The following is a 24,758-nucleotide window of genomic DNA, read 5'->3' as shown; positions in this document are numbered from 1 at the left end:
CCCCCTTTATTAATACATAAAACGATTGTGAAAACGTAGACGGTCAAAAGCTTGAATAGAATCCGTATCAACGCGTTTACCGATGCGGACCATTAAACAGTTGGCAGGATGTGAACAAATTTCAGGATCGTCTGTAGCCATCCATTGTAACCCGCCGGCATTCATCATCTTCTCCATTACTTTTCGGTATTCCCAAACATTTAATCCTGTTTGTTTCAAATCCCAGTGCCAATAATATTCAGTCGTCAATATAATGTAATCTTCCATATAATCGTCCATCATAGAAACCTCTAGTAAGTTCTTTCCGACAGAACTCCCGCGGAAGGCTGGGACTACTTCAATGGCCCCAAGCTCAATTAAGTTTTCTATTTTTCCTTCTGACCATCGTTCAAGTGGATCAGGATATAAATATGTAACATATCCAACAATCATTTGGTCATGTCTAGCAATAATGAGTCGAGCTTCTGGTAATTTAGAAATTTCGACAATTGCTTTATATTGCTGTTCTGCAGGACGAAATGCAACTAAATCTGGATGAAATTCATACATTTCAAGATTATGTGTAGAGACAGGACCTTCAATAATTAAAGTGCCTTTCGCTGTTTTTAAGTTTCTAGCATTGTATATTTTTTTATGAATCAATGTATTGCTCACCACCTTGAGGGTTTGTGAATCTATTAATATCGTACTTTATAATATATGCGATGTGAATCGAATTTTGTCATTAAAAATTTGTCTAAAAATCAACAAATATACTGAAAATTTTAAATAATATCATTATAATAGATAATAGAATACATAGGAGGGGGATGTAAAGTATGAAAGTAGAAACGCTTCCTGTCATTAAAGGAGAAAATAATTTGCCGAATTATGATGAGGCATACGCGAATTTTAACTGGGAAGAGGTTAATAAAAATTTTACTTGGAATGAAACAGGCCGAGTAAATATGGCGTATGAGGCAATTGATAAGCATGCGAAATCCGATCGAAAGAATAAAGTAGCCCTTTATTATCAAGATGGATCGCGAAAAGAGAAATATACATTTAAGGAAATGAAGGATTTTTCTAATAAAGCAGGAAATGTCCTGAAAAACTATGGCGATGTAGAAAAAGGCGATCGCGTTTTTATTTTTATGCCACGTTCTCCAGAGTTATATTTCGCACTTTTAGGTGCAGTGAAATTAGGAGCAATTGTTGGACCGCTATTTGAAGCATTTATGGAAGGCGCAGTTCGCGATCGTTTAGAAGATAGCGAAGCAAAGGTGTTAATTACAACGCCTGAATTGTTAGAGCGCGTACCATTAAATGATTTACCAGCTTTAAAAACAGTTTTCCTTGTTGGAGATAATGTAGAAGAAGGCGGTAAAACGGTAGCGTTCAATCCTTTATTTGAACAAGCTTCAAAAGAATTACATATTGAATGGTTAGGCCGTGAAGACGGTTTAATTCTTCACTATACGTCTGGTTCTACTGGTAAGCCAAAGGGTGTGCTTCATGCGCAAAATGCAATGGTTCAGCACTATCAAACGGCGAAATGGGTATTAGATTTAAAAGAAGATGACGTATATTGGTGCACAGCTGACCCGGGCTGGGTAACGGGAACAGCTTACGGCATTTTCGCACCGTGGTTAGTCGGAGCATCAAATGTTATTTTAGGTGGACGATTTAGTCCAGAAGCGTGGTATGAAGCACTGCAAGATTACGGTGTGACGGTTTGGTACAGCGCACCAACAGCATTCCGTATGTTAATGGGAGCTGGACAAGACGCAATTAAAAAATATGACTTATCACAAGTTCGTCACGTATTAAGCGTTGGTGAGCCGTTAAATCCAGAAGTAATTCGCTGGGGTATGAATGCATTTGGACTTCGTATTCATGATACGTGGTGGATGACAGAAACAGGTGGACAAGTTATTTGTAACTACCCTTGTATGGAAATCCGTCCAGGTTCAATGGGTAAACCAATTCCAGGTGTGAAAGCAGCGATTGTTGATAATGAAGGAAATGAAGTGCCTCCTTACACAATGGGTAACTTAGCGATTGCGAAAGGTTGGCCATCTATGATGCGCGGGATCTGGAATAACCAGCAAAAGTATGAATCTTATTTCATGCCGGGAGATTGGTACGTATCAGGCGACTCTGCCTATATGGATGAAGATGGATACTTCTGGTTTCAAGGACGTATTGACGATGTAATTATGACGTCAGGTGAGCGCGTTGGTCCGTTTGAAGTAGAAAGTAAATTAATCGAGCATGCTGCTGTTGCAGAAGCTGGTGTAATTGGTATTCCTGATCCGGTGCGCGGCGAAATTATTAAAGCATTTATCGCACTTCGAGCAGGATACGAACCATCTGATGAATTAAAAGAAGAAATTCGTCAATTTGTAAAGAAAGGCCTAGCAGCTCATGCAGCGCCACGACAAATTGAATTTAGAGATAAATTACCGAAAACGAGAAGTGGTAAAATTATGCGCCGCGTATTAAAAGCGTGGGAGCTGAATTTACCAACAGGTGACTTATCAACGATGGAAGATTAAGAGAGGAAGGTCTGAACGAAAAATGTTCAGGCCTTTTTTTTTTATGATATCATGAACTTGTATATATAAGTTAAAGGGGATAGTATGATGAAACCAGAAAAGGAAAAGATGATACTAGGAGAAATGTATATACCGGCTGATCCAGTTTTAGTACAAGAAAGAGAGCAAGCACGTATATTAACGAGAAAATTAAATGATACGCCAGAAGAGCAATTGAAAGAGCGTAGCGAAATCATAAAAGAATTATTCGGAACGACAGGAGATAATATTCATCTTGAATCTTCTTTTAGATGTGATTACGGCTATAACATTCATGTCGGTGAAAATTTTTACGCGAACTTTGACTGTACGATTTTAGACGTATGCCCGGTAACAATCGGAGTGAACTGTATGTTAGCTCCAGGTGTTCACATTTATACAGCAACGCACCCGCTTGATCCGGTAGAGCGTATAAGCGGATCAGAATACGGAAAACCAGTTACAATTGGCGATAACGTATGGATTGGCGGAAGAGCAATTATTAATCCAGGTGTAACAATTGGAGACAATGCGGTGATCGCATCTGGTGCTGTCGTAACGAAAGATGTGCCTAATAATGTAGTAGTTGGCGGGAATCCTGCAAAGATTATAAAAAAACTAAAATAATATTTGAACGAAGTGCCTTCCTCGTCTGTATACATTTATGAAAGAATAGATGAGGGAGGCTTTTATATGTCTAATAAATTACTTCTTACTTTTGCTTTAATTGGGATTATAGTTGTATTTTCTTGTGGTCTTTTCTTACCGATACCAATTGGATATAGAGTATCAATGCTTACAGCTGGAGTTATAATGGGTGTTATGTTTTCAATCATTATTCCATTTGATAGAAAACATATAGTACGAAAAAAAGGGAATAAAATCGATTTTACAAAAACAAAAGTTTATTTTCGCTGGAATGTATTTGATACGATTTCTGTTTGTCTGGCATTGTATGCATGCATATGTGTGCAAGCGTTAAATACTTTAGTTGCAATGGGATTTACGATTCAAAACCCATATGTGCAATTTTTTACAAATCAATCACAATTGTGGATTTTTATTGCGATTGCATATTTAATTTCCCGTATTTCATTAACGTTAAAAGGAATAAAGGAGATCAAAAATCATGGCGCAGATTGGGATTGAGGAGGAGCTCATGCTTGCGTATCAAAGTGGAGATAAACAAGCGGGAGAAAGACTATATGTTTTAATCAAACCAGCGCTATACACATTTTTATATCGATTTAACCGAGATGAACAATTAAGTATCGATCTTGTGCAAGATACGTTTTTGACGCTAGAGCGTAAGAAACATATGTATGAACTTGAAAAAGGTAAAATAAAAACGTATTTATTTCAAATTGGTTATCGTCTTATGATTAATAAGTTAAATAGGAGAAAAAAGTGGCGTACGCTTTTGCCATTTTTAGTGCCGATTCCGGAAAAAGAATTTTCTCACGAAGATCGGCTTACAGTAAGAGAAGCAATTTTGAAAGTTCCAGAAGAGCAAAGAGCGGTCCTAATCCTTTCTTATTATCATGACATGCAGCAAAAAGAAATTGCAGAAATATTAAACATTCCGATTGGAACAGTGAAATCGAGACTTCATAACGGAATAAAGAAATTGAAACAATTGCTGGAGGTGGACGAAATTGAGCGAAAATCCCTTTAAGAGTGAATATAAATTAAAACAGCATTTAGATAGTGACCATGTAGAAGTACCGGACTTTCCAAAAACGGTAAGTCGCTTCGATCGATTAATCGGATTTCTTGGTTCTCCAGCGAAAGATCCTGTAGAGGCGACCATTGGGAATGATTTATCGGTTGTGTTTCATGTATCGTTATTAGTTGGGGTTCCAATTCTTTCTCTTATTACGATACTCTTTATGGCGTTGTAAAGGATTGACAAGAAGAGAAACCGGACCTCTATTTGACACGCCTATATAAATGATGGTATAAAGAAAAGTATATGAATAATTGAGCGTGGAAAGGGAGAAGTAGTGATCATTTCCCTGTTTTAGAGAGCTGATGGCCGGTGAAAATCAGCACATAGATGATCGCGAATTACGCCCCTAGAGCATCTTTTTTCGATTGAATTGTATTCAAAAGGGAAAAGACGGTGCTAAGCCGTTATGTAAATAAGGTGGTAGGCTTTTTTGCCTGCAACTAGGGTGGTAACGCGATAATCAAAATCGTCCCTTATTTGAAGGGGCGATTTTTTTATGTTTTCAACCTTCACGCCAGTAATGAACTTAAAGGAGAGTATGTAGGATATGGGTATTTTACAAGATCTTGAATTTCGCGGTCTAATTAATCAGCAAACAGATGCTGAGGGCCTTGAGCAATTATTAGAAAAAGAAAGCGTTAAATTATACTGTGGTTTCGATCCGACAGCAGATAGCTTACACATCGGTCATATGTTACCAGTATTAATGTTACGTCGTTTCCAATTAGCTGGTCACCAACCAATCGCACTTGTTGGCGGTGGTACTGGTATGATCGGCGACCCAAGTGGTAAAAAAGCAGAGCGTACATTAAATACGAAAGATACAGTTGCTTACTACACAGAAAGCATTAAAAACCAACTTTCAAACTTCTTAGAGTTCGAAAACGTGGACAACCCAGCAACGATGGCTAACAACTATGACTGGCTTGGTAACTTAGATGTAATTTCATTCTTACGCGATATCGGTAAAAACTTCGGTTTAAACTATATGTTAGCAAAAGATACAGTAGCATCTCGTTTAGAAACTGGTATTTCATTCACTGAGTTCAGTTACATGATTTTACAATCATACGACTTCTTAAACTTATACCAACACCATAATTGCCGTCTGCAAATCGGTGGTAGTGACCAATGGGGTAACATTACAGCTGGTCTTGAATTAATTCGTAAATCAGAGGAAGATGCGAAAGCATTCGGTTTAACAATTCCACTTGTTACAAAATCTGACGGTACGAAGTTTGGTAAAACAGAAGGCGGCGCAATTTGGTTAGACCCAGAGAAAACAACTCCTTACGAGTTCTACCAATTCTGGATTAACACAGATGACCGCGACGTTGTTAAATACTTAAAATACTTCACATTCTTATCTCATGAAGAAATTCTTGAGCTTGAAAAGCAAGTAGCTGAAGCGCCAGAAAAACGTGCAGCACAAAAAGCATTAGGTGCAGAAATGACAAAACTTGTTCACGGCGAAGAAGCATTAGAGCAAGCGATTAAAATTTCAGCTGCACTATTCAGCGGTTCTGTAGCAGAACTAACTGCAAGTGAAATCGAGCAAGGATTCAAAGACGTACCATCTGTAGAACGTACTGCAGAAGATACAGTATTAATCGACTTACTTGTCGAAAGCAAAATCTCTCCATCAAAACGTCAAGCACGTGAAGATGTAACGAACGGCGCAATCTACGTGAACGGTGAGCGTACACAAGCATTAGACTACGTTGTAACAGAAAACGACCGCATCGAAGGTAAATTCACAATCATTCGCCGCGGTAAGAAGAAATATTTCTTAATTCGTTACTAATAAATAAAAAGCTTTGAGGAATTTCCTCAAAGCTTTTTTGTTTTAATCTCCTTTTCGAGTTCATACGGAAATCACATGTAAGCGGTATGATAAACGTATAACAATTAGAAAGGAGTGGTAAAACGAAATGTCACTAGAAGCTTTGATTATTTTTTCTTTGCTAAACGCGGGTCAACTTGCAGAGAATTCGAAGGTTGATATACATAAAGAGCAGAAAGATGCTTATGTATATGTTCAAAAAGAGGAAAATAAATAACTTTAATATATATATAAATAAAAGCTACTCGAAGTAACTGTTTTGGTTTCTTCGGTAGCTTTTTTGTATGCATAGGATTCAAATTTAGTAAGTGAGCTATTTAATAGAGGGTTTGTAGAAGAAAAAAATATAATTAATGTGAACTGATAAATTGATAAAAATAAACCGTTATAAACAGGAGGATTTGTATGGAACATAGTGAGGCATCTCAAAGATTGTTACTTTCAGATTGCATGGATTCTATAATTACTATCCAAAAGTTAGGGATAGATGAACAGTTTACCCCGATAGGTTATGATAATCTATTTAGTCATAAAACAAGTAGTGACTCCTAAAGGGAACGTTTAGATAATTTAGTGTATAAAATCAAAGAAAGGTTTATCATGATATTAATATTTTCCTTTATTAAAAACAGCCGTTTCAAGTATTGACTTGAGAAGGCTGTTTTTTTGATTTAATCTTTTAAGTCCCCCTGTCAAAAAATAAAATTTGTCCTCTGGGGAGGATAGGTAGCGTAGGGGCACATCAATAGTTGCACTATTTTTAAAAAAATGAAAGGGTGGTGAAATGTCTACGAAACTCTGTAAGTATTACATAATAAAAGCCACAACTCATGAAAAGACCTTCTAATATATTGTTAGTTTATTTGATTAATATTCTTTGTCCACTTTTCGTAACTCTGACTGTGTAAGTCCATATGTCTATGTTGTACAACCTGCTAACAACATAACAGGAATAGCTAAGGCTAATAGTTTACGTTTCATTGACACATATACCCCTTTGTGTTATTTCTTTTTACTTAGTTCTTTTGTTGCTTTGTCTACTAACTCAGAAGCTTCGTCTAAATCCTGTTTAGCGAATTCAATTGTATCTTTATCATCCTTTTCTAAACCTGCCTGTATGTTTTCTACCCCTGATTTCGAGAATAACATTGCTTTACTTATGTTTATCGGTGCTTTATTGTCTTCAGCTAACTTATAATCTAATTTATCAATCTTATCAATTAATTCGAAATAAGGTTTCGATAACTCTTTTAACTTTTCAGCCTTCTTCTTATTAGATTTTCTGCTATCTATAAGGTCTTTTATTTCTTCCGTTTGTTCAGTGTAATCTTTAAGTAAGTATGTTGCATTCTTACTATAGTCTTCTTTCTTGTTTTCTTTAACAGAAGCTTCCATTACTTCGTCTTTCTTTTTATCGTTTGACTCACAACCTACCCCTGTTATTAACAACATTGGAATCGCTAAAGTTAATAGTTTACGTTTCATTTTTTCATACCCCTTTAGTATTTATTATTCTGCTTCACTTACACTTTGTATTTCCGCAAGACCTTGTGCGATACTCGCAGCTAGTTAAAGTGCTGTACTATAGTTATCACTAGATGTTTGATTAAATTCATATAGGTGTTCTAACTTTTCTTTCAGTTTTACCTCTCATGACTGCAAAAAGATTTGCCATAGCGTCCAGACCTGAGATTGGCATAGCTTGATCGATTGTTTCCGTACTTGCTATCATTCGATCGATTTCTCGAATTTGTTCTAATATCTCCTGTTCGATAACATCTGTAGAAGCTACCTGTGATTGAAAGCCTCTTGGAAAAGCATCATTTTGAAGGATTAATTCTTCGCATAAGTAAATGCTTCTTTGTGCTAACGGACGAAAGGTTTGTAAGAAATATGCTTTTGCACTGCTATATGTTTGTCCTTGTAGAACAGTATCCAATGCAAAAGCGTCAATAGAATGAATAATTTGTTCCATACCTTGAATAGTAGCGATACATAAAGAGTTCATACTTTCTGTTTGAGCTTGTACTTCACCGAGATGCATATTTAAAGACACGAACTTTCCCTCCCCTTACAAGAAAATAATACCAATTTAAGGGAGGGGTTGTAAACGGAATATTCTAATGATTTAACGATTAAAGAGGTACTCGTTTATTAAGTTTTTTAATCTCATTCGGATGCTCGAGTGATGAAGAGGTTTTTAAGGTTGAATGTAAATAGAAAAGGGAAGATATAGATTATGTGCAAATAAATACGTTGTAAAAATAATGTTAACAAAAGGAGAGTACAGCAAAGAAAAATGAGTTATGGGATAGAATGTAGTGTTTTTAAGTGTTAGAAGAAGGGAGAGTTTTTTATTAATGTGGATAAAAAACGAATGAAATTCTAGAGAGAGGGTTAAGTTTTATTAACTATAGACTTGCAGTTCTTTTTTATTTTGTTACATTGGTCTGTTTCTATACATATAATCGGGTTATATTCAATAAAAAAAGCCCAGGCCCCTTGATAAACAAGGTTCCTAAGGCTTTTAATACTACTCTTTTCAGAGTACCGAGATTAACGAGAGTAGAACTCTACGATTAATGCTTCGTTGATTTCAGCTGGTAACTCAGCACGCTCAGCGTGACGAGTGTAAGTAGCTTCTAATTTGTCAGCATCGAAAGTTAAGTATTCTGGTACGAAGTTGTTAACTTCGATCGCTTCTTTAACAACAACAAGGCTGTTAGATTTTTCGCGAACGCTGATAGTTTGGTTAGGCTTTACACGGTAAGATGGGATATCTACGCGAGCGCCATCAACCATGATGTGACCGTGGTTTACTAATTGGCGAGCTGCACGACGAGTGCGAGCTAAGCCCATACGGTAAACTAAGTTGTCAAGACGAGCTTCAAGAAGGATCATGAAGTTTTCGCCGTGCTTACCAGGCATTTTACCTGCTTGGTCAAATGTGCGACGGAATTGACGCTCAGTCATGCCGTACATGTGACGAAGTTTTTGTTTCTCTTGTAATTGTAAACCGTATTCTGAAAGTTTCTTACGTTGGTTAGGACCGTGAGGACCTGGTGCGTAAGGGCGTTTTTCTAATTCTTTTCCTGTGCCGCTTAGAGAGATTCCAAGACGACGAGACAGTTTCCAAGCTGGACCTGTATAACGAGCCATAGTTGACTCCTCCTTTAAAAATGTTTTTATTTACGTAAAATAAAAACAGACGTAATCGATATTTACGGGCATTTTGTTTTCATGTACCTTCGCTCCAGCAGCAGGGAGTTACGAGATACACCTCCGTAGAGGAACAAAATACAAACGATAAACTCACATTACAAGGCTGCCTTTTTATTTTACACAAACGCTATTATATCTTTTACCCAGAGTTTCGTCAAGCGAGTACGTTTTTGTTTTATGCATATAAATTTTGGAAATTAATATAAGAAGGAATTTAAAACAATATAAAAGAAGAGATAGAAACACAAATAAAACGCTTACATAAAATGTAGTAAAAACGTTCATCAGTTTTTTACTGGTGAATATGCGGTAATAAAAACATAAAGGGGATGTTTTTATGAAAAAGAAGCATATGGAGACAGCGTTAATTCATCACGGTTATACACCTGAGGAACATAAAGGAAGTTTAACACCACCTTTATTTCAAACCTCTACGTTTACATTTGAGACTGCGCAGCAAGGAGAGGCGAGTTTCGCAGGAGTGGATCCATCTTATATTTACTCACGGCTTGGAAATCCAACTGTGAAATTATTTGAAGAACGTATGGCGGTGTTAGAAGGAGGAGAAGAGGCACTTGCCTTCGGATCTGGTATGGCAGCTATTTCAGCGACTTTAATCGGTTTTTTAAAGGCTGGAGATCATATTATTTGTTCAAATGGATTATACGGATGCACGTACGGTTTTTTAGAAGTGTTAGAAGAAAAATTTATGATTACGCATTCGTTTTGTGATATGGAGACAGAGGCTGATATTGAAAATAAAATTCGCCCAAATACAAAGCTTATTTTCGTTGAAACACCAATTAATCCGACAATGAAATTAATTGATTTAAAACAAGTGATTCGGGTTGCGAAGCGAAAAGGCTTACTTGTTATTGTTGATAATACATTTTGTTCACCTTATTTACAAAGACCGCTTGAGCTTGGCTGTGACGCTGTTGTGCATAGTGCGACAAAATATATTGGAGGCCATGGTGACGTTGTAGCGGGCGTAACAATTTGTAAAACGAAAGCATTAGCTGAAAAGATTCGCCCGATGCGAAAGGATATCGGCGGTATTATGGCGCCGTTTGATGCGTGGTTATTATTACGTGGGTTAAAGACGTTAGCAGTAAGAATGGATCGTCATTGTGATAATGCAGAAAAAATTGTATCGTTCCTAAGAAAACATGATGCGGTAGAAGGGGTTTGGTATCCAGAAGGGGAGTTAGCATCTCGTCAAATGAAACGCGGGGGCGGTGTTATTTCTTTTTCAGTAAAAGGCGGAAAAGAAGAGACGCAAGCGTTTATTAATGATCTTCACTTTATTACAATTGCGGTGAGTTTAGGAGATACAGAAACGTTAATTCAGCATCCAGCAACGATGACGCACGCTGCGATTCCGGCTGAACTAAGAAAAGAAATGGGCATTTTCGATAATTTAATACGCTTATCGGTCGGTCTAGAATCGTGGGAGGATATCGTTTCTGATTTAGAGCAGGCATTAAAGAAAATATCTACTGTTAATCAATAAAAAAAGAGTGAGCTATCGGTTTTGTACAGGACGTACTAAGTCGATAACTCGCTCTTTTCTTTTTACATATGTTTTAGGAGTGTCTCCACAAACTTTTCTAAATAGCGCTGATCTACTTCATCAAAACGATTTTTTTCAGGACTATCAATGTCAAGTACACCAATGACAGCTCCTTCTTTCACAATCGGTACAACGATTTCCGAATTAGAAGCACTATCGCAAGCGATGTGACCTGGGAATTGGTGAACGTCCGCTACAAGCTGAGTTGTTTTCGTTTCAGCTGCTACGCCGCAAACGCCTCGTCCAAATGGAATGCGTACGCAAGCAGGCATTCCTTGGAACGGTCCAAGGACAAGCTGATTTCCTTCTGTTACATAAAAGCCAACCCAATTAACGCGATCTAAAAATTGGTTTAATAATGCGGACGCATTTGATAAGTTTGCGACTACGTTTGATTCGCCAGTTAATAACGCATCCAGTTGTTTAATTACTGTCTCATATTGCTGCACGCGAGATCCTGCATAACTTTCTTTAGTAAACATGGAAACAGCTCCTTTTTTATCGAGATGTGTAAAATATTAGCAAAATACGATGTATTTCACATGACTTTGTCGATAGAAAATTAAAGGAATTTGTCTTAAAAGTCAAGAAATTTAAACTATAGCTGTTCATTGAGAGGAAGTGAGCGCATGAAGCAGACGAAACAAAAAGTAATTGATGCGGCAATATCGTTGTTTAATACGAAAGGTTATGATGGAACGTCGGTGCGAGACATTGCAAAGCGAGCGGATGTGAATGTAGCGAATATTTCATATTATTTTGCTGGGAAGCAAGGTTTATTAGAACAGCTTATTACTGATTTTTTAGAAGAGTATATTCATGTGATTGAAATTTCGTTTGAACAGAGAGAGTATTTGTCGGCTAAAGATGTGATGGTGCAAATGGTGCGTGGGATGTTACGATATCAATTTGAAAATAGAGAACTAACACGTTTCTTCTACCGAGAGCTTTCGCTTGATACGACATTAATTCGTGAAGTGATGACCGTTTATTTTTCTAAAGAAAGATATTATATAGAGCAAATTATTAGGCAAGGACAAATAAAACAAGAATTTCAGAAAGTATCATTTACAATGTTTATGACGCAATTAAAAGGCATGATAAATATGCCGTTTTTATATCCACAATATATATCAGAAGTACTGCATTCTTTCCCGTCTGAGACATTTTTCATAGAAATGTACACGAAAGAGATTGAGCAATGGATGGAACAAGCATTATGTAAAGCGAATATGTACCATGAATGGCCAAGAGCTGTTCATATGTGAAGAATCCCCACCTAACGAACTGAGGTGGGGAGTTTTATGTTTATTTTTCTTTGCCATAAATTGTTACATAATAGCGCGATAATTGTTAACGTTGCTCCAGCGATTTCAATTTTATCGACTGTATAACCTCGAAAGATAGAACCGATCAGTGCAAGAATAGGAACTAAATTCATAAATAATATGCCGTTAATAGATGAAATATAGCGATTTCCCATATTCCAGCAAAATACAGCGATAACTCCTGCGATAATCGACATATAAAAGAGCTCAAAACGAACGCTCACAACTTTACGCAGTGACGGCATAGTAACTATATTTGTGTACGTTAAGAAAGTAACAATAACGATGAGTGAAATGGAGCCAAATAAACAAGTTAATGTCGTGTACCTAAGTGGTGACCAGGATTGAAAACGAGCACCTCCGTTTGTATAAATGACCCAGCAAGTAACGCCGCATAGCATTAATATGTTTGTCGATAAGTGGCTTGCAGCTCCAAATAATAAGTGAATATTTCCTTTTGAAATGACAAGCATAACACCAAGTAATGCAACGAACATACAAAGAAATGTGTAGTTTTGTGGGCGACGATTTTTCGTTACCCATTGCAGTGATAAGGCGATCAGTGGCATAAGAGACTGAATCATAGCTGCATGAATTGCTCCGGAAGGTCCAGCAAGTTGTTGTCCGTAGAAAACGAGAAAACCATATCCTGCGAAACCGACTGTCCCGTAAAAGAACAGAGAAAGTGTTCTTTTTTCTAAGCGGAGTGAAGTCTTCCCTTCAGTAATTAATAGCAAAATAAGAAAAATAATAGCTGCTGATCCATAGCGAATCGTTGTGAAGAAGAACGGATCGATAAATTGCAGAGCATTTGCCATTACAGGAAACATAAATCCCCAGGCAGTGACGGCGAGTAAGCATAGAAAGGATCCGAGTAGCATTTGTTTTTTGTTCAAGAGTATCTTTCCCCTTTGCATTTCGTTATAGTAAGTTGATGAAATAAGTATAAAGAGTAATTGTTTATAGGAGGAAATATCGATTTCTTATAACGGTTATAACTTTTTGTTAGAGGTGTGTACGATGGATTTGGAGGCAGTACGATCGTTTATCGAAGTGAAGCATACGCGAAGTTTATCAAAGGCAAGTAAAATTTTACATATATCTCAACCAGCGCTTAGTAAGCAAATTCAAAAGTTAGAAGCGGATTTAGAGGTTACTTTACTTAAGCGTTCTGCGCAAGGAGTGGAGTTAACGGAGGCAGGAGAGTTATTTATAAAAAGAATGCTACCGATTTTGGAACAAATAAATGAAGTGAAAACAGAAATGAGGGGGTATCAAGAGAACCGAAAGTTTTCAATTGGTATACTACCGAGTTTAGCAGAGCATTACATATTAGAGTGTAAAGATGTATTAGGTGATGAGTTCGAAGTAGAGTGGCAAATCGGACATACGGAAGTATTAAGAGATTTATTTAAAGCGCGGGAGATTGACGCGATGTTCATTGATTCAGTAGTAGAAGGTGCTACGTATATAAAAGAAGTGCAACAAGAGAAAATTGTTTGTGCCGTTTCAAATAATCATCCGTATAAAGAGAAGAAAGTCATTCAAATAGAAGAGCTGCAAAATGAAAAATTAATTGTATATCCAGAAATATGCGATGTAAGGAAAATGATTATGAACATGTTTCATGAGATAGGTGTAAAGCCAACTATAGCTGTGGAAACATCTTACGCAGAACCGATGCTTACAATGGTAAAAGCTGGACTTGGTATCACGTTACTTCCAGAAAGGGCAGTAGAGCAGTCTGTAAGGCAGGGAAATGTACATGTAATTTCTGTTGAACCACCACTCATGCGGAAAATTTATTTCGTATCTCATACGAAAGATTGTTTGTTATTACAATCATTTGAGGATAGGTATTGAGGTAGGCGGAATATTGAGAAAGATTACAATCGCATTGAAAGAAACATGAAATTTTAAAAAAAACTAGGTCAAAAACAAGCCATTACATGGTATGATTAGTACATTGTTAGTTGTTAAATATAGGGGAATTCCCTTTTTATACATAATGCCTTCCATTTCATAAACGGAACGGACAAAAAAAGAGATATAACTAGGAGGCTTTTTTGCATGGATTCTATCCTGACGATCGTTATCATTGTAGTAAGCTCTATTCTAGTGCTGCTCATGATAGAGCTTGTGATAAGAAATCGTTCATATAAAGATATTGAAGCACTGGAGCAGTGGAAACAAGAGATAAAAGATAAACCTGTGGCAGATGAACTAAAACGGGTAAAAGATTTAAACATGACGGGTCAAACAGAAGAACTGTTTGGTAAATGGCGTGAAGAATGGGATGAAATTGTATCAACAACCCTTCCGAAAGCGGACAAAGATTTAGCGCAAGCGCGAAAATTCGCCTCGCAATTCTCCTTCCGAAAAGCAAAGCATGCGATGAACGAATCCATAAGTGGTTTAGATGACGCTGATAATCGTATTACAGGTGTTTTAAATGAATTACAGCAATTGTTAGAAAGCCATGAGAAAAATAGCTCGGAAATTGAAGGGTTACGTGATACATATCGTAGTATGAAAAAGAGTGTTCTTGCTCATAGACATATGTATGGAGCAGCAGAGCAGAAAATCGAAGAGATGCTAGACGCTGAATCTAATAAATTTAAAAGCTTTGAAGAAGCAACAGATAATGGTGACTACTTAAAAGCGAGAGAAATTGTTATTAGTTTAGAAGAAGGTTTAGCAAGTTTAGAAATCATTATTCACCAAATTCCAGATTTATTAGTAGAATGTCAAGCGACGCTACCAGTTCAACTGGAAGATTTATTACAGGGTCATAATGATATGGTAAGACAAGGTTATGTATTAGAGTATTTGGAAATCCCTAAAGAAGTTCGTGATATGACGACACAACTAAACACATGTTTAATGGATATACAGGAGCTTCATATAACAGAAGCGGCTGAAAAAGTGGAAGACTTAAAAACTCGTTTAGATGGTTTCTATGATCAACTTGAGCAAGAGGTGCATGCGAGACATTATGTGGAGCAAAAAACACTTTCTGTTTATGAAGACTTAGAAGAAATACGTATCGAAACGATTGAAACGAAAACAGAAACACAACTTGTGAAACAAAGCTATCAATTGCAAGATAAGGATATTGAATCTCAAAAAGTAATTGAAAAGCAAATGCACATTTTAACGAAACGTTTTGAAATGCTACAATTACGCGTTGCTGAACAAGATATTGCCTTCTCTATTATTCGTGAGGAACTAGAAGAGGTTTATGAGCAATGTGAAACGTTAAAAGTACTTCATGCAGAATATAAAGAAATGCTGCAAACGATGCGTAAAGAAGAATTTGAAGCGCGTGAGAAGTTACAAGAAATGCGAAATACTATTTTCGAAACGAAACGCTTTATGCAAAAGTCGAATTTGCCAGGTCTTCCAGAGAGTATTATGGAAGATTTAAAAAGAGGGCAAATGGCAATGCGAGCTGTATATGAACAATTAGAAGTGAAGCCGTTAAATATGAACGCTGTAAATAGCAGTTTAGAAGAAGCATACACAACTGTGAACGGTGTAGCTGAAATGACAGAAGAGTTAATTGGACAAGCGTATTTAGTTGAAAAATTAATTCAATACGGTAACCGTTACCGCAGTCATGATGAGAGCCTTGCAGAAAGCTTAAATTATGCGGAGAAATTATTCCGTGAATATCAATACGATGCAGCTTTAGAACAAGCCGCTTCTGTACTAGAGCAACTTGAACCTGGTGTTGTTCAAAAAATAGCTGAATATGTAGACAATGAACAAACCCTTTCATAAAGGGTTTGTTTTTTTGTGTAATTTTGCAGGCGATGTTGCTATAATGAATAGCGGAATACAGCAAGGTTATTCGTTTCAAAATAAAGTGAAACTGTAATCAGTGGGGGATTCATCCTCCACTGATTACTAGTTGAACCAATCGGGCATTTACGGGCAGTTGATCTCCCACCTAACTTCTTTGCTCTAGTTGAACTTTGAGGTGAGAGTCTTACTGCCCGTTAATGCGGGGTAAAGTGAAACTGTAATCAGTGGGGGGGATCTCACTAATTATTATTATTCACTAATCGGGATAAAACGGAACCTCTGCGTAGTCTTAGCGTAATGACACGTATTTATGATATGATTATATGATGTGATAGCGCTGAAAGGGGAAGAACGATGATCTATTTTGATAATAGTGCGACGACGAAGCCATATCCAGAAGCCCTTCAATCGTACGTGACGGTTGCTGGGAAATATTTTGGTAATCCTTCTTCTATTCATTCGCTTGGAGGAGAGGCAGAGCGTCTATTAACACAATCAAGAACGATTGCAGCGCAGCTTCTTCACGTTAAACCTTCTGAAATTATTTTCACATCAGGTGGAACGGAAGGGAACAACCTTGCGATTAAAGGGATAGCGATGAGGAATCGTTCGCGCGGCAAACATATCATTACAACAAATATTGAACACGCGTCTGTGTTTGAGGCATATAAGCAATTAGAAGAACTCGGATTTGATGTAACATATTTACCGGTTAACGAGCACGGTGTTGTATCGGTAGAGGATGTAAAACGAGCACTTCGTGAAGATACGATTCTTGTATCAATTATTCATGTGAACAACGAAACTGGAGCAATTCAGCCCGTTGCTGAAATTGGAACTTTATTATGGAATCATCCGAAAATAAGATTCCATGTAGATCATGTACAAGGGATAGGAAAAGTACCGCTTGATTTATATGCTTCTCATATTGATCTTTGCTCAATATCTGGACATAAATTCCACAGTGTAAAAGGAACGGGTCTTCTTTATATACGTGATGGCGTAAGATTAGATCCGATTTTATCAGGTGGTCAACAAGAGCTTAAGTATCGCTCTGGTACAGAGAATTTACCTGGCATTGTAGCGATGGTGAAAGCACTTCGCATGACAATGGAACAAGTGAAAGAGAAGGTAGCTCATTTGCAAGGTTTACAAGCGGAGCTTGTCAGCTTCTTTAAAGGGATGGAAGATGTGACGATTAATACATCGCTTGCATATGCAGCACCGCATATTTTAAATGTATCATTTGTTGGTTTAAAACCAGAAGTAGTCGTTCATGCTTTAGAAGAACACGGTGTATATGTGTCAACGAAATCAGCTTGTTCTTCAAAAGCAAATGAAGTAAGCAGAGTGTTAGTGTCGATGGGAGTGCCGCATGCAGCAGCTGCAAGCGCTATTCGTATTAGTTTGGCACCAGACAACACGATGGAAGAAGTAAAACAATTTGAAGGTATTGTAAAAGAGACAATGCCAAAATTATATGAAGTGATGAGGTAAAGAAATATGATGACATATGAATATATTTTAGTGCGTTACGGAGAAATGACGACAAAAGGTAAGAACCGTTCTAAATTTGTAAGCACATTAAAAGATAACGTGAAGTTCAAACTGAAAAAGTTCCCAAATATTAAAATTGATGCAACGCATGACCGTATGTACATCCAGTTAAACGGTGAAGATCATGAGGCAATCTCTGAAAGATTGAAAGACGTATTTGGTATTCATAAGTTTAACTTAGCGATGAAAGTACCATCAGAATTAGAAGACATTAAAAAAGGTGCATTAGCAGCTTTCTTACAAGTAAAAGATGATGTGAAAACATTTAAAATTACAGTGCACCGTTCTGATAAGCGCTTCCCAATGAAGACGATGGAGTTACTTCCAGAAATCGGTGGGCACATTTTAGAAAATACAGAGGATATCACAGTAGATGTTCATAATCCAGATGTGAATGTACGTATAGAAATTCGCAGTGGTTACAGTTATATTATGTGTGGTGAGCACATGGGAGCTGGCGGTTTACCAGTTGGCGTTGGTGGAAAAGTAATGGTACTTCTTTCTGGTGGTATTGATAGCCCGGTAGCAGCGTACTTAACGATGAAACGCGGCGTATCTGTGGAAGCAGTTCACTTCCATAGCCCACCTTTCACAAGTGAGCGTGCAAAACAAAAAGTAATTGATTTAGCACAAGGGTTAACGAAATACTGTAAACGTGTAACGCTGCACCTTGTTCCGTTTACAGAAGTGCAAAAAACGATTAATAAAGAAATCCCATCTAGCTATTCAATGACGGTTATGCGCCGTATGATGATGCGTATTACAGAGCAGATTGCTGAGGAGCGTAATGCACTTGCAATTACGACTGGTGAAAGTCTTGGACAAGTAGCAAGCCAAACATTAGATAGTATGCATACGATTAACGAAGTAACAAACTACCCAGTTATTCGTCCGCTTATTACGATGGATAAATTAGAAATTATTAAAATTGCTGAAGAAATCGGCACGTATGATATTTCAATTCGTCCATACGAAGATTGCTGTACAGTATTCACACCAGCTAGCCCGGCGACGAAGCCGAAGCGTGAAAAAGCAAATCGATTTGAAGCGAAATACGATTTCACACCGTTAATCGAAGAAGCTGTAGCGAACAAAGAAACAATGGTATTACAAACAGTTGAAGTAGTGGCGGAAGAAGAAAAATTCGAAGAACTTTTCTAAAACCATAAATTACCATATCTAAAATGTGTATGAAGTCATGTTATTTATCACACTCTATACTCACAAGGAGGTGATATAACATGGCACGTAGCACAAATAAATTAGCGGTTCCTGGTGCTGAATCAGCATTAGACCAAATGAAATACGAAATCGCTCAAGAGTTTGGTGTTCAACTTGGAGCGGATGCAACATCTCGCGCTAACGGTTCTGTTGGTGGCGAAATTACAAAACGTCTAGTTTCACTAGCTGAGCAACAATTAGGCGGTTACCAAAAATAATCCCATATACGATGGCTTAGAAAGAGCGGGTTTTCCCGCTCTTTCTTTTTGTTGTTCATATTAGTATAAATTTATTTCGACAAAAGCATAAAAAAATTGTCAAAAGAAGAGGGTTCAAAATTTACTGAAAATTCTTTATTATATAAGGGAGGCATAAAGAAAAAGGAGGATGTTTATGAAGAGAGAGGAATTGTTGGCACCACCATCTTATAATTTAGTTTCAGAAATAGAGAAATATACAGATGATAAAGAGAAGCTTGCTTTAATTTGGCAAGATGATAAAGGGAATAGACGAGAAGTTACATATTTTGAATTAATGCAAGGTGCGAACAAAATTGGAAACGCTTTTATAAAAAGTGGCTTACAAAAAGGGGACAAGCTCCTTATTATGATGCCACGTTTAATTGAAGCTTACATGACGTATATCGCTGCGATTAAAGCAGGATTTGTTGTAATTCCGAGTTCGGAAATGTTGCGTAAAAAAGATATCGAATACCGCATTGAACACGGAGAAGTAAAAGCCATAGTAAGCTATGAGCCGTACATTGGACAGTTTGATGATATAGAAGCAATGGAATCTCTTCAAAAATTCGTCCTGAGCGAGCAGTCAGTAGACGGATGGATCAATTTAAAAACAGCATTAGAAACAGAAAGTGACATGTTAGAAATGGCGAAAACAGATAAAGAAGATATGGTCTTTTTATCTTACACGTCAGGGACGACAGGAAACCCGAAAGGTGTCGTTCATACGCACGCGTGGGCATACGCTCATTTACGTACAAGCGCCCCAAATTGGCTCGGAATTGAAGAGAATGATGTTGTATGGGCAACGGCTAGTCCAGGGTGGCAAAAGTGGATTTGGAGCCCGTTTTTAGCAACTCTCGGTTCAGGGGCAACAGGATTTGTGTACAACGGTAAGTTTGAACCGAAAACGTATTTAAATTTATTAGACGATAATAAGGTGAATGTGCTTTGTTGTACACCGACTGAGTATAGATTAATGGCAAAGGTAGAAGATTTAAGCCAGTACAATTTAGAGGCATTACATAGCGCTGTATCCGCAGGTGAGCCGTTAAATAGAGAAGTCATTGGAACGTTCCAAAAGCACTTTGATATTACAGTAAGAGACGGCTATGGGCAAACGGAAAATACACTACTTGTTGGTGTAATGAAAGGGATGGATATTAGACCAGGATCAATGGGGAAACCAACGCCAGGTAACCACGTCGATATCGTAAATGAGGAAGGTATTCCAGTTAAAGTAGGCGAAGTTGGTGATATTGCAGTTCACATTGAAACGCCAGCACTCTTTAAACAATATTATAAAGACGATGAGCGTACAGCGATGCAATTCCGCGGTGATTATTATATTACAGGTGATAAAGCGAAGAAAGATGAAGACGGTTACTTCTGGTTTGAAGGGCGCGGTGATGATATCATTATTAGCTCTGGTTATACAATCGGGCCGTTTGAAGTAGAGGATGCGCTTGTAAAACATCCTTACGTAAGAGAATGTGCGGTTGTCGCAAGTCCTGATGAAATTCGCGGAAGTGTCGTGAAGGCATTTATCGTATTAAGAGAGAATATAGAAAAGAACGAAGAAACGTTAATTCCAACACTCCAACAACACGTCAAAGAACTCACTGCACCATATAAATACCCTCGCAAAATTGAATTTGTAGATGAACTACCAAAAACGATTTCTGGAAAAATTCGCCGTATTGAACTTAGAAAACAAGAGATGGAGATTCCGTCAAAATAATTTTGCAAACAGTGAAGTAAATAGTTGAATGAAATGCAAAACAATGATAATATGAAAACGAACACAAGTTCGATTTTAAAAACTTAAAAAAGAGGTGTCCGTATGATTTTAGGTATTAATCCGTACTTAGTTTTAGATGGTAGTGGGCAAGAAGCTGTACAGTTTTATAAAGAGGCTTTAGATGCAAAAGTAGAAGTCATGCAAACTTTTGGTGACATGCCTGAAAATCCAGAATACCCGATTCCAGCTGAAGCGAAAGAGCGCGTTTTACACGCTACTTTAAAAGTTGGTAATACGGATCTTATGATTTCTGATACATTCCCAGGTCAAGGGCATGCAATCGGATCTCAAGTAACAATCGCAATTCAAATTAGTAATGCAGAAAAAGCAAAAGAAGTATTCGATAAGTTACAAGAAGGTGGAGAAGTTATCATGCCACTTCAAGAAACATTCTGGAGCCCAGCATACGGACAAGTAAAAGATAAATTTAATATTGAATGGCAAGTTACAACGTCTACTACTGAACAAAAGTAATTTTTAGAAAAGCACCATGTTTTGAAATGGTGCTTTTTTTTATACAATAAAAAATAAAGGAGATGGGATATATGGGAGAAATTTGGTATGGCGGCACCATTTACACAATGAGAGAAGAAAATGAAAAAGTGGACGCTGTTTACGTTGAAAACGGTACGATTGTTGATGTTGGAAGTAAAGAAGAGTTAGAAAACCAATATGCCGCGGTTACATTGCACGATTTAAAAGGCAAAACAATGATCCCAGGTCTCGTTGATAGTCATATGCATCTTATTGGGCATGGAGAGAGATTACTCCGTCTAGATTTATCAAATTGTACATCTTATGGTGAAGTGCTTACTCTTGTTCAGAAGCGAGTGGAAGAAGCTCCAAAGGGCTCTTGGATTATTGGAGAAGGATGGAATGAAAATAACTTTACAGATACGAAAGATGTTCTTGCGCGTGATTTAGATGAAATTTCGAAAGAACATCCCATTTTATTAAAGCGAGTTTGTCGTCACGTTACATGGGTGAATTCATACATACTGCAAGAAGCGAATATAACAGAAGCGACGCAAGATCCAAAAGGCGGGAAAATTGGTAGGGATTCATCAAATAAGTTAACAGGGCTTTTATATGAACAAGGGCAAGAATTAATTAAACATGTTCAGCCAGAAATTGATGAAGCTTATTTACAAAGAGCTCTGCAAACAGCGATTAAAGATTGCTGGAAATACGGACTTGTTGGCGGGCATACGGAAGATTTAAATTATTATGGTGGTTTTAGAAAAACATATAATGCGTTTTCTCACGTTATAAAAGAAATGCCATTTAAAGCCCATTTGCTCGTTCACCATGAAGTAGCACATGAACGAAAAGAATATGAAAATGAACATTATATTGAATTTGGGGCAATGAAAATTTTTTCTGACGGTTCTTTTGGCGGAAGAACAGCATTATTAAGTGAACCGTATGAAGATGCGAAGGAAACGAATGGGGTTGCAATTTTCTCAAGTGAAGAACTTGCAGAATTAGTGAAGAAAGCACGAGACTTACATATGCCAGTTGCGATTCATACTATCGGTGACTTATCGCTTGAATATGTCATTGATGCACTCGAATTATATCCACCAGCAGAAGGGTTACGTGACCGTATTATTCATTGTCAGCTTGCTCGTGAAGAGTTGATTGAAAGAATGAAAAACTTGTCGGCTATTATCGATATACAGCCAGTCTTTCTTTCCTCAGATTTCCCGTCAGTCATTGAAAAACTAGGCGAGCGTCGTCTTCGTTATGCGTACGCTTGGAAGACGTTACTGGAAGCAGGATTACGCTGCAACGGTGGGTCTGACGCACCAATTGAACAAGTGAATCCGTTTTTAGGCATATATAGCGCTGTTACACGCAGAAGTTTTATTGACGATGTATGCTATATGCCTGAGGAAAGATTAACGGTATATGAGGCTGTTTCTCTATTTACAACAGGAAGTGCCTATGCAATCGGAAAAGAAGCGAAGCGAGGGCAAATTACAAAAGGATATGAAGCAGACTTTACGATATTAGACCGTAATATTTTTGAAATTGAGGCAGAAGAAATGAAAGAAGTACAAGCAGAAATGACCGTAATAGATGGCCAAGTTGTCTATAGAAAAGGTATGTAAAAATATATGAGCGATTATTGAAATATATCGACTTACCGACAAAAATAGCAACTAATAGTTAGAGAAATAAATAACCGCAGAATTATGGGATGCCATAATTCTGCGGTTATTTTAATTCTATAAAAACGTTCTTTGTACTTTTTCCCAGAAAGAGTTGTTTTTTAATTTAACTGTTTTAATTTGTTTATCGCTTAAGCGTACAACAGCTTTTTCCACTTGTTTAATGCTAAGCGCTTCGTTATCCATGCCGATAACAGGATAATCGTTACCGTCTGGTCGTAGTTTTAAAGTTAATGTACGTTCGTGATTTAAAATGAACGGTGAACCGAGCGTACGGTAAGTGTTGTTATTTAATGATGCTAGTTCGCTTACTTGGAAACATGGGATAAGCGGGTCAACAACTGCACCATGCAATGATTTATTGTAAGCTGTACTTCCAGTTGGGGTAGAAACAACTAAACCATCCCCTCTAAATGTTTCGAAGTATAAATCATCAACGTAAACATCTACAACGAATGTTTTAATAATGCTAGAACGTAATGAGAACTCATTTAAACAATAGAAAGATGTACCATGATCTACATCTACCTGAATTGTTGGATATTTGCGCACTTCAATTTCATTTTTTGTAATTTCTTGAAGGGCTGTATCAATGTGATCAATGTGAAAATCGCAGTAGAACGAAGTTTCATCTTTCGTAGAAATCCCTGCGTATAAGCAATCTTCTCTAAAACCAGTTTTACGAACGGCTTGTAAGAAGGTTGCATCATCTCCAACACTGACGATAGCGTTTGCATTTTTTGAATGATCTAATATGGTAAATCCATTCTCTTCTAAAATACTATAGATTGGTTTCATTTTTTCAACGAACGTTGCCTTGTCATCACCATAAAAGAAAAATAAATTGCGACGATCTGCCATTATGTATCCCTCCACTGCAGTTGAATTTTCTGTTTTTCGTGCTACATATCATTAGAGTCCGTTCCCTGATGATATGTTCAAATAATATATTTCGATACAAATTGTCAAAATACCTTTTTATTTTTAGAAAAATTTTTATATTCAATCTTATAAAACTCTGTTTAACGATGAATAAACTTGTCGATAATGGGTACGGAGTGAAAGGATGATACGTATGAAGTGGCTCGTAATTGGAATAATAATTCTTCTCCTTTTTATTTTGCTTATACTATTGTCGAAAATATCGCTTAAGGTGACATTTTTATATTCAGAAATGGAAAAGCAATGTTTATTTCAAGTGAAAATATGGATGATTCGATATACATTTGATGTGTTGGAAAGAATTGAAAAACAGCAGAAAAAGACAGGACAGAAAATCGAAAAAGCTGAAGAGGACGGCGGACTAGATAATAAAATTATGGCGCAACTTGACAGTATTGGGGAACTGATAAAAAGGCTTCAAAAAGTTCATACTATCGTTAAAGATTTTCTCAAACGAGTGAAAATCAATGGTTGGAGATGGCATACGCAGATTGGAGCAGGCGACGCAGCTAGTACTGGAATTGTCACTGGATATGCATGGGGGACAAAAGGAATGGCTGCTGGAGTTGTCGGACAATATATGCATATTGTCGATGTACCAGAATTTGAAATTACTCCTGTTTTTCAAGGGAAGGGATTTGCATCGAGATGCGAGTTAACAGCATCTTTTCGTATATTTCGTGCTATAAAAACGGGTATCAAATTACTCACGTTTATGAGAAGACAAAGATCTGGTACGAATGAAAAATCAGTTCAAGCATAGGGGG

At 37.2% G+C, this 24,758-nt stretch carries 25 protein-coding genes, 1 pseudogene and 1 other annotated feature; of the genes and pseudogenes, 19 read left to right on the top strand and 7 right to left on the bottom strand.

The window, feature by feature from the left end; translation table 11 throughout:
* Window positions 1–9 precede the first annotated feature (9 nt).
* Window positions 10–642 carry an acetoin utilization protein acetyltransferase AcuA gene (gene acuA, locus JFU02_RS14600; protein WP_000581392.1) on the bottom strand — a complete coding sequence of 211 codons (633 nt, stop codon included), beginning with the start codon at window positions 640–642 and terminating at the stop codon, window positions 10–12.
* Window positions 643–818: 176 nt separating this feature from the next.
* Here acuA and acsA point away from each other — a divergent pair, with 176 nt between their 5' ends.
* The 8 genes from acsA to JFU02_RS14560 all read left to right on the top strand — a co-directional run bounded on the left by acsA (window position 819) and on the right by JFU02_RS14560 (window position 6,679).
* A complete protein-coding gene (gene acsA / locus JFU02_RS14595) occupies window positions 819–2,537 on the top strand; it encodes an acetate--CoA ligase (protein WP_000862049.1) in 1,719 nt (572 codons plus the stop codon).
* Window positions 2,538–2,621: 84 nt separating this feature from the next.
* Window positions 2,622–3,182 carry a maltose acetyltransferase domain-containing protein gene (locus JFU02_RS14590; protein ID WP_061666050.1) on the top strand — a complete coding sequence of 187 codons (561 nt, stop codon included), beginning with the start codon at window positions 2,622–2,624 and terminating at the stop codon, window positions 3,180–3,182.
* Between the two features lie 66 nt (window positions 3,183–3,248).
* On the top strand, window positions 3,249–3,704 hold the full coding sequence (locus JFU02_RS14585; RefSeq protein ID WP_000066443.1) for a hypothetical protein: 456 nt from the start codon (window positions 3,249–3,251) through the stop codon (window positions 3,702–3,704).
* Entirely contained in the window at window positions 3,685–4,230 is a 546-nt protein-coding gene (locus JFU02_RS14580; protein ID WP_000057201.1) for an RNA polymerase sigma factor, read from the top strand. The genes JFU02_RS14585 and JFU02_RS14580 overlap by 20 nt, the downstream gene beginning before the upstream one ends.
* Window positions 4,211–4,456, top strand: coding sequence for a hypothetical protein (locus JFU02_RS14575; protein WP_001293795.1), 246 nt, complete (start codon window positions 4,211–4,213; stop codon window positions 4,454–4,456). Before JFU02_RS14580 ends, JFU02_RS14575 begins: the two co-directional genes overlap by 20 nt.
* 77 nt (window positions 4,457–4,533) lie before the next feature.
* Window positions 4,534–4,761 (top strand) — a binding site (T-box leader).
* Window positions 4,762–4,831: 70 nt separating this feature from the next.
* Window positions 4,832–6,088, top strand: coding sequence for a tyrosine--tRNA ligase (tyrS, locus tag JFU02_RS14570; RefSeq protein WP_001994474.1), 1,257 nt, complete (start codon window positions 4,832–4,834; stop codon window positions 6,086–6,088).
* A 127-nt stretch (window positions 6,089–6,215) separates the two neighbouring features.
* Window positions 6,216–6,344: a hypothetical protein gene (locus JFU02_RS14565; RefSeq protein WP_000050940.1), complete on the top strand. Its 129-nt coding sequence runs from the start codon at window positions 6,216–6,218 to the stop codon at window positions 6,342–6,344.
* 188 nt (window positions 6,345–6,532) lie between these two features.
* Complete coding sequence (locus tag JFU02_RS14560; RefSeq protein WP_017763656.1) at window positions 6,533–6,679, top strand: hypothetical protein; 147 nt, start codon at window positions 6,533–6,535, stop codon at window positions 6,677–6,679.
* Window positions 6,680–7,129: 450 nt separating this feature from the next.
* On the opposite strand, the gene JFU02_RS14555 is transcribed toward JFU02_RS14560, so the two are convergent.
* The 3 genes and pseudogenes from JFU02_RS14555 to rpsD all read right to left on the bottom strand — a co-directional run bounded on the left by JFU02_RS14555 (window position 7,130) and on the right by rpsD (window position 9,286).
* Window positions 7,130–7,612, bottom strand: a complete 483-nt coding sequence (locus JFU02_RS14555) for a hypothetical protein (protein WP_017763655.1) — start codon at window positions 7,610–7,612, stop codon at window positions 7,130–7,132.
* Between the two features lie 87 nt (window positions 7,613–7,699).
* Window positions 7,700–8,183, bottom strand: a pseudogene (locus JFU02_RS14550) (T7SS effector LXG polymorphic toxin); the annotation flags it as partial.
* Window positions 8,184–8,683: 500 nt separating this feature from the next.
* A complete protein-coding gene (gene rpsD, locus JFU02_RS14545; protein ID WP_000135320.1) occupies window positions 8,684–9,286 on the bottom strand; it encodes a 30S ribosomal protein S4 in 603 nt (200 codons plus the stop codon).
* A gap of 400 nt (window positions 9,287–9,686) precedes the next feature.
* Between rpsD and megL the strand changes: the two genes are divergently transcribed.
* Entirely contained in the window at window positions 9,687–10,862 is a 1,176-nt protein-coding gene (gene megL, locus JFU02_RS14540) for a methionine gamma-lyase (RefSeq protein WP_000726565.1), read from the top strand.
* A 62-nt stretch (window positions 10,863–10,924) separates the two neighbouring features.
* Here the strand turns inward: megL and JFU02_RS14535 are convergent, their stop codons facing one another.
* Window positions 10,925–11,404: a GAF domain-containing protein gene (locus tag JFU02_RS14535; RefSeq protein WP_000494340.1), complete on the bottom strand. Its 480-nt coding sequence runs from the start codon at window positions 11,402–11,404 to the stop codon at window positions 10,925–10,927.
* Between the two features lie 147 nt (window positions 11,405–11,551).
* Between JFU02_RS14535 and refZ the strand changes: the two genes are divergently transcribed.
* Complete coding sequence (refZ, locus tag JFU02_RS14530) at window positions 11,552–12,190, top strand: forespore capture DNA-binding protein RefZ (protein ID WP_098285407.1); 639 nt, start codon at window positions 11,552–11,554, stop codon at window positions 12,188–12,190.
* 11 nt (window positions 12,191–12,201) lie between these two features.
* On the opposite strand, the gene JFU02_RS14525 is transcribed toward refZ, so the two are convergent.
* Complete coding sequence (locus JFU02_RS14525; protein ID WP_001036055.1) at window positions 12,202–13,146, bottom strand: DMT family transporter; 945 nt, start codon at window positions 13,144–13,146, stop codon at window positions 12,202–12,204.
* A gap of 124 nt (window positions 13,147–13,270) precedes the next feature.
* Here JFU02_RS14525 and JFU02_RS14520 point away from each other — a divergent pair, with 124 nt between their 5' ends.
* The 8 genes from JFU02_RS14520 (at window position 13,271) to JFU02_RS14485 (ending at window position 22,989) form a co-directional block, all read left to right on the top strand.
* The gene (locus JFU02_RS14520; RefSeq protein WP_000362524.1) at window positions 13,271–14,113 is read left to right on the top strand and encodes a LysR family transcriptional regulator; all 843 of its coding nucleotides are present in this window, start codon (window positions 13,271–13,273) and stop codon (window positions 14,111–14,113) included.
* 207 nt (window positions 14,114–14,320) lie between these two features.
* A complete protein-coding gene (gene ezrA, locus JFU02_RS14515; RefSeq protein WP_061666054.1) occupies window positions 14,321–16,033 on the top strand; it encodes a septation ring formation regulator EzrA in 1,713 nt (570 codons plus the stop codon).
* Window positions 16,034–16,411: 378 nt separating this feature from the next.
* Window positions 16,412–17,554: a cysteine desulfurase family protein gene (locus JFU02_RS14510; protein ID WP_201071156.1), complete on the top strand. Its 1,143-nt coding sequence runs from the start codon at window positions 16,412–16,414 to the stop codon at window positions 17,552–17,554.
* 6 nt (window positions 17,555–17,560) lie between these two features.
* On the top strand, window positions 17,561–18,775 hold the full coding sequence (thiI, locus tag JFU02_RS14505; RefSeq protein ID WP_000989272.1) for a tRNA uracil 4-sulfurtransferase ThiI: 1,215 nt from the start codon (window positions 17,561–17,563) through the stop codon (window positions 18,773–18,775).
* 80 nt (window positions 18,776–18,855) lie between these two features.
* Window positions 18,856–19,053 (top strand): alpha/beta-type small acid-soluble spore protein, encoded by a 198-nt coding sequence (locus tag JFU02_RS14500; protein ID WP_000124491.1) that lies wholly within the window; start codon window positions 18,856–18,858, stop codon window positions 19,051–19,053.
* A 175-nt stretch (window positions 19,054–19,228) separates the two neighbouring features.
* Window positions 19,229–20,815, top strand: a complete 1,587-nt coding sequence (gene mbcS, locus JFU02_RS14495; protein ID WP_097888534.1) for an acyl-CoA synthetase MbcS — start codon at window positions 19,229–19,231, stop codon at window positions 20,813–20,815.
* A gap of 102 nt (window positions 20,816–20,917) precedes the next feature.
* Window positions 20,918–21,349, top strand: a complete 432-nt coding sequence (locus JFU02_RS14490; RefSeq protein WP_000600350.1) for a VOC family protein — start codon at window positions 20,918–20,920, stop codon at window positions 21,347–21,349.
* Between the two features lie 71 nt (window positions 21,350–21,420).
* Window positions 21,421–22,989 carry an amidohydrolase gene (locus tag JFU02_RS14485; RefSeq protein WP_201071153.1) on the top strand — a complete coding sequence of 523 codons (1,569 nt, stop codon included), beginning with the start codon at window positions 21,421–21,423 and terminating at the stop codon, window positions 22,987–22,989.
* Between the two features lie 117 nt (window positions 22,990–23,106).
* Here JFU02_RS14485 and JFU02_RS14480 read toward each other — a convergent pair whose 3' ends face one another.
* Window positions 23,107–23,910 carry an NAD kinase gene (locus JFU02_RS14480; RefSeq protein WP_086405835.1) on the bottom strand — a complete coding sequence of 268 codons (804 nt, stop codon included), beginning with the start codon at window positions 23,908–23,910 and terminating at the stop codon, window positions 23,107–23,109.
* A 205-nt stretch (window positions 23,911–24,115) separates the two neighbouring features.
* On the opposite strand from JFU02_RS14480, the gene JFU02_RS14475 reads away from it, so the two are divergent.
* Window positions 24,116–24,754 (top strand): DUF2953 domain-containing protein, encoded by a 639-nt coding sequence (locus JFU02_RS14475; protein ID WP_042972715.1) that lies wholly within the window; start codon window positions 24,116–24,118, stop codon window positions 24,752–24,754.
* Window positions 24,755–24,758 lie beyond the last annotated feature (4 nt).

The organism is Bacillus sp. TH13, assembly GCF_016651175.1.
Lineage (GTDB): Bacteria > Bacillota > Bacilli > Bacillales > Bacillaceae_G > Bacillus_A > Bacillus_A thuringiensis_S.
The sequence above is the reverse complement of the archived record's forward strand: the minus strand, read 5'-3'. Positions and strand labels throughout refer to the sequence as shown.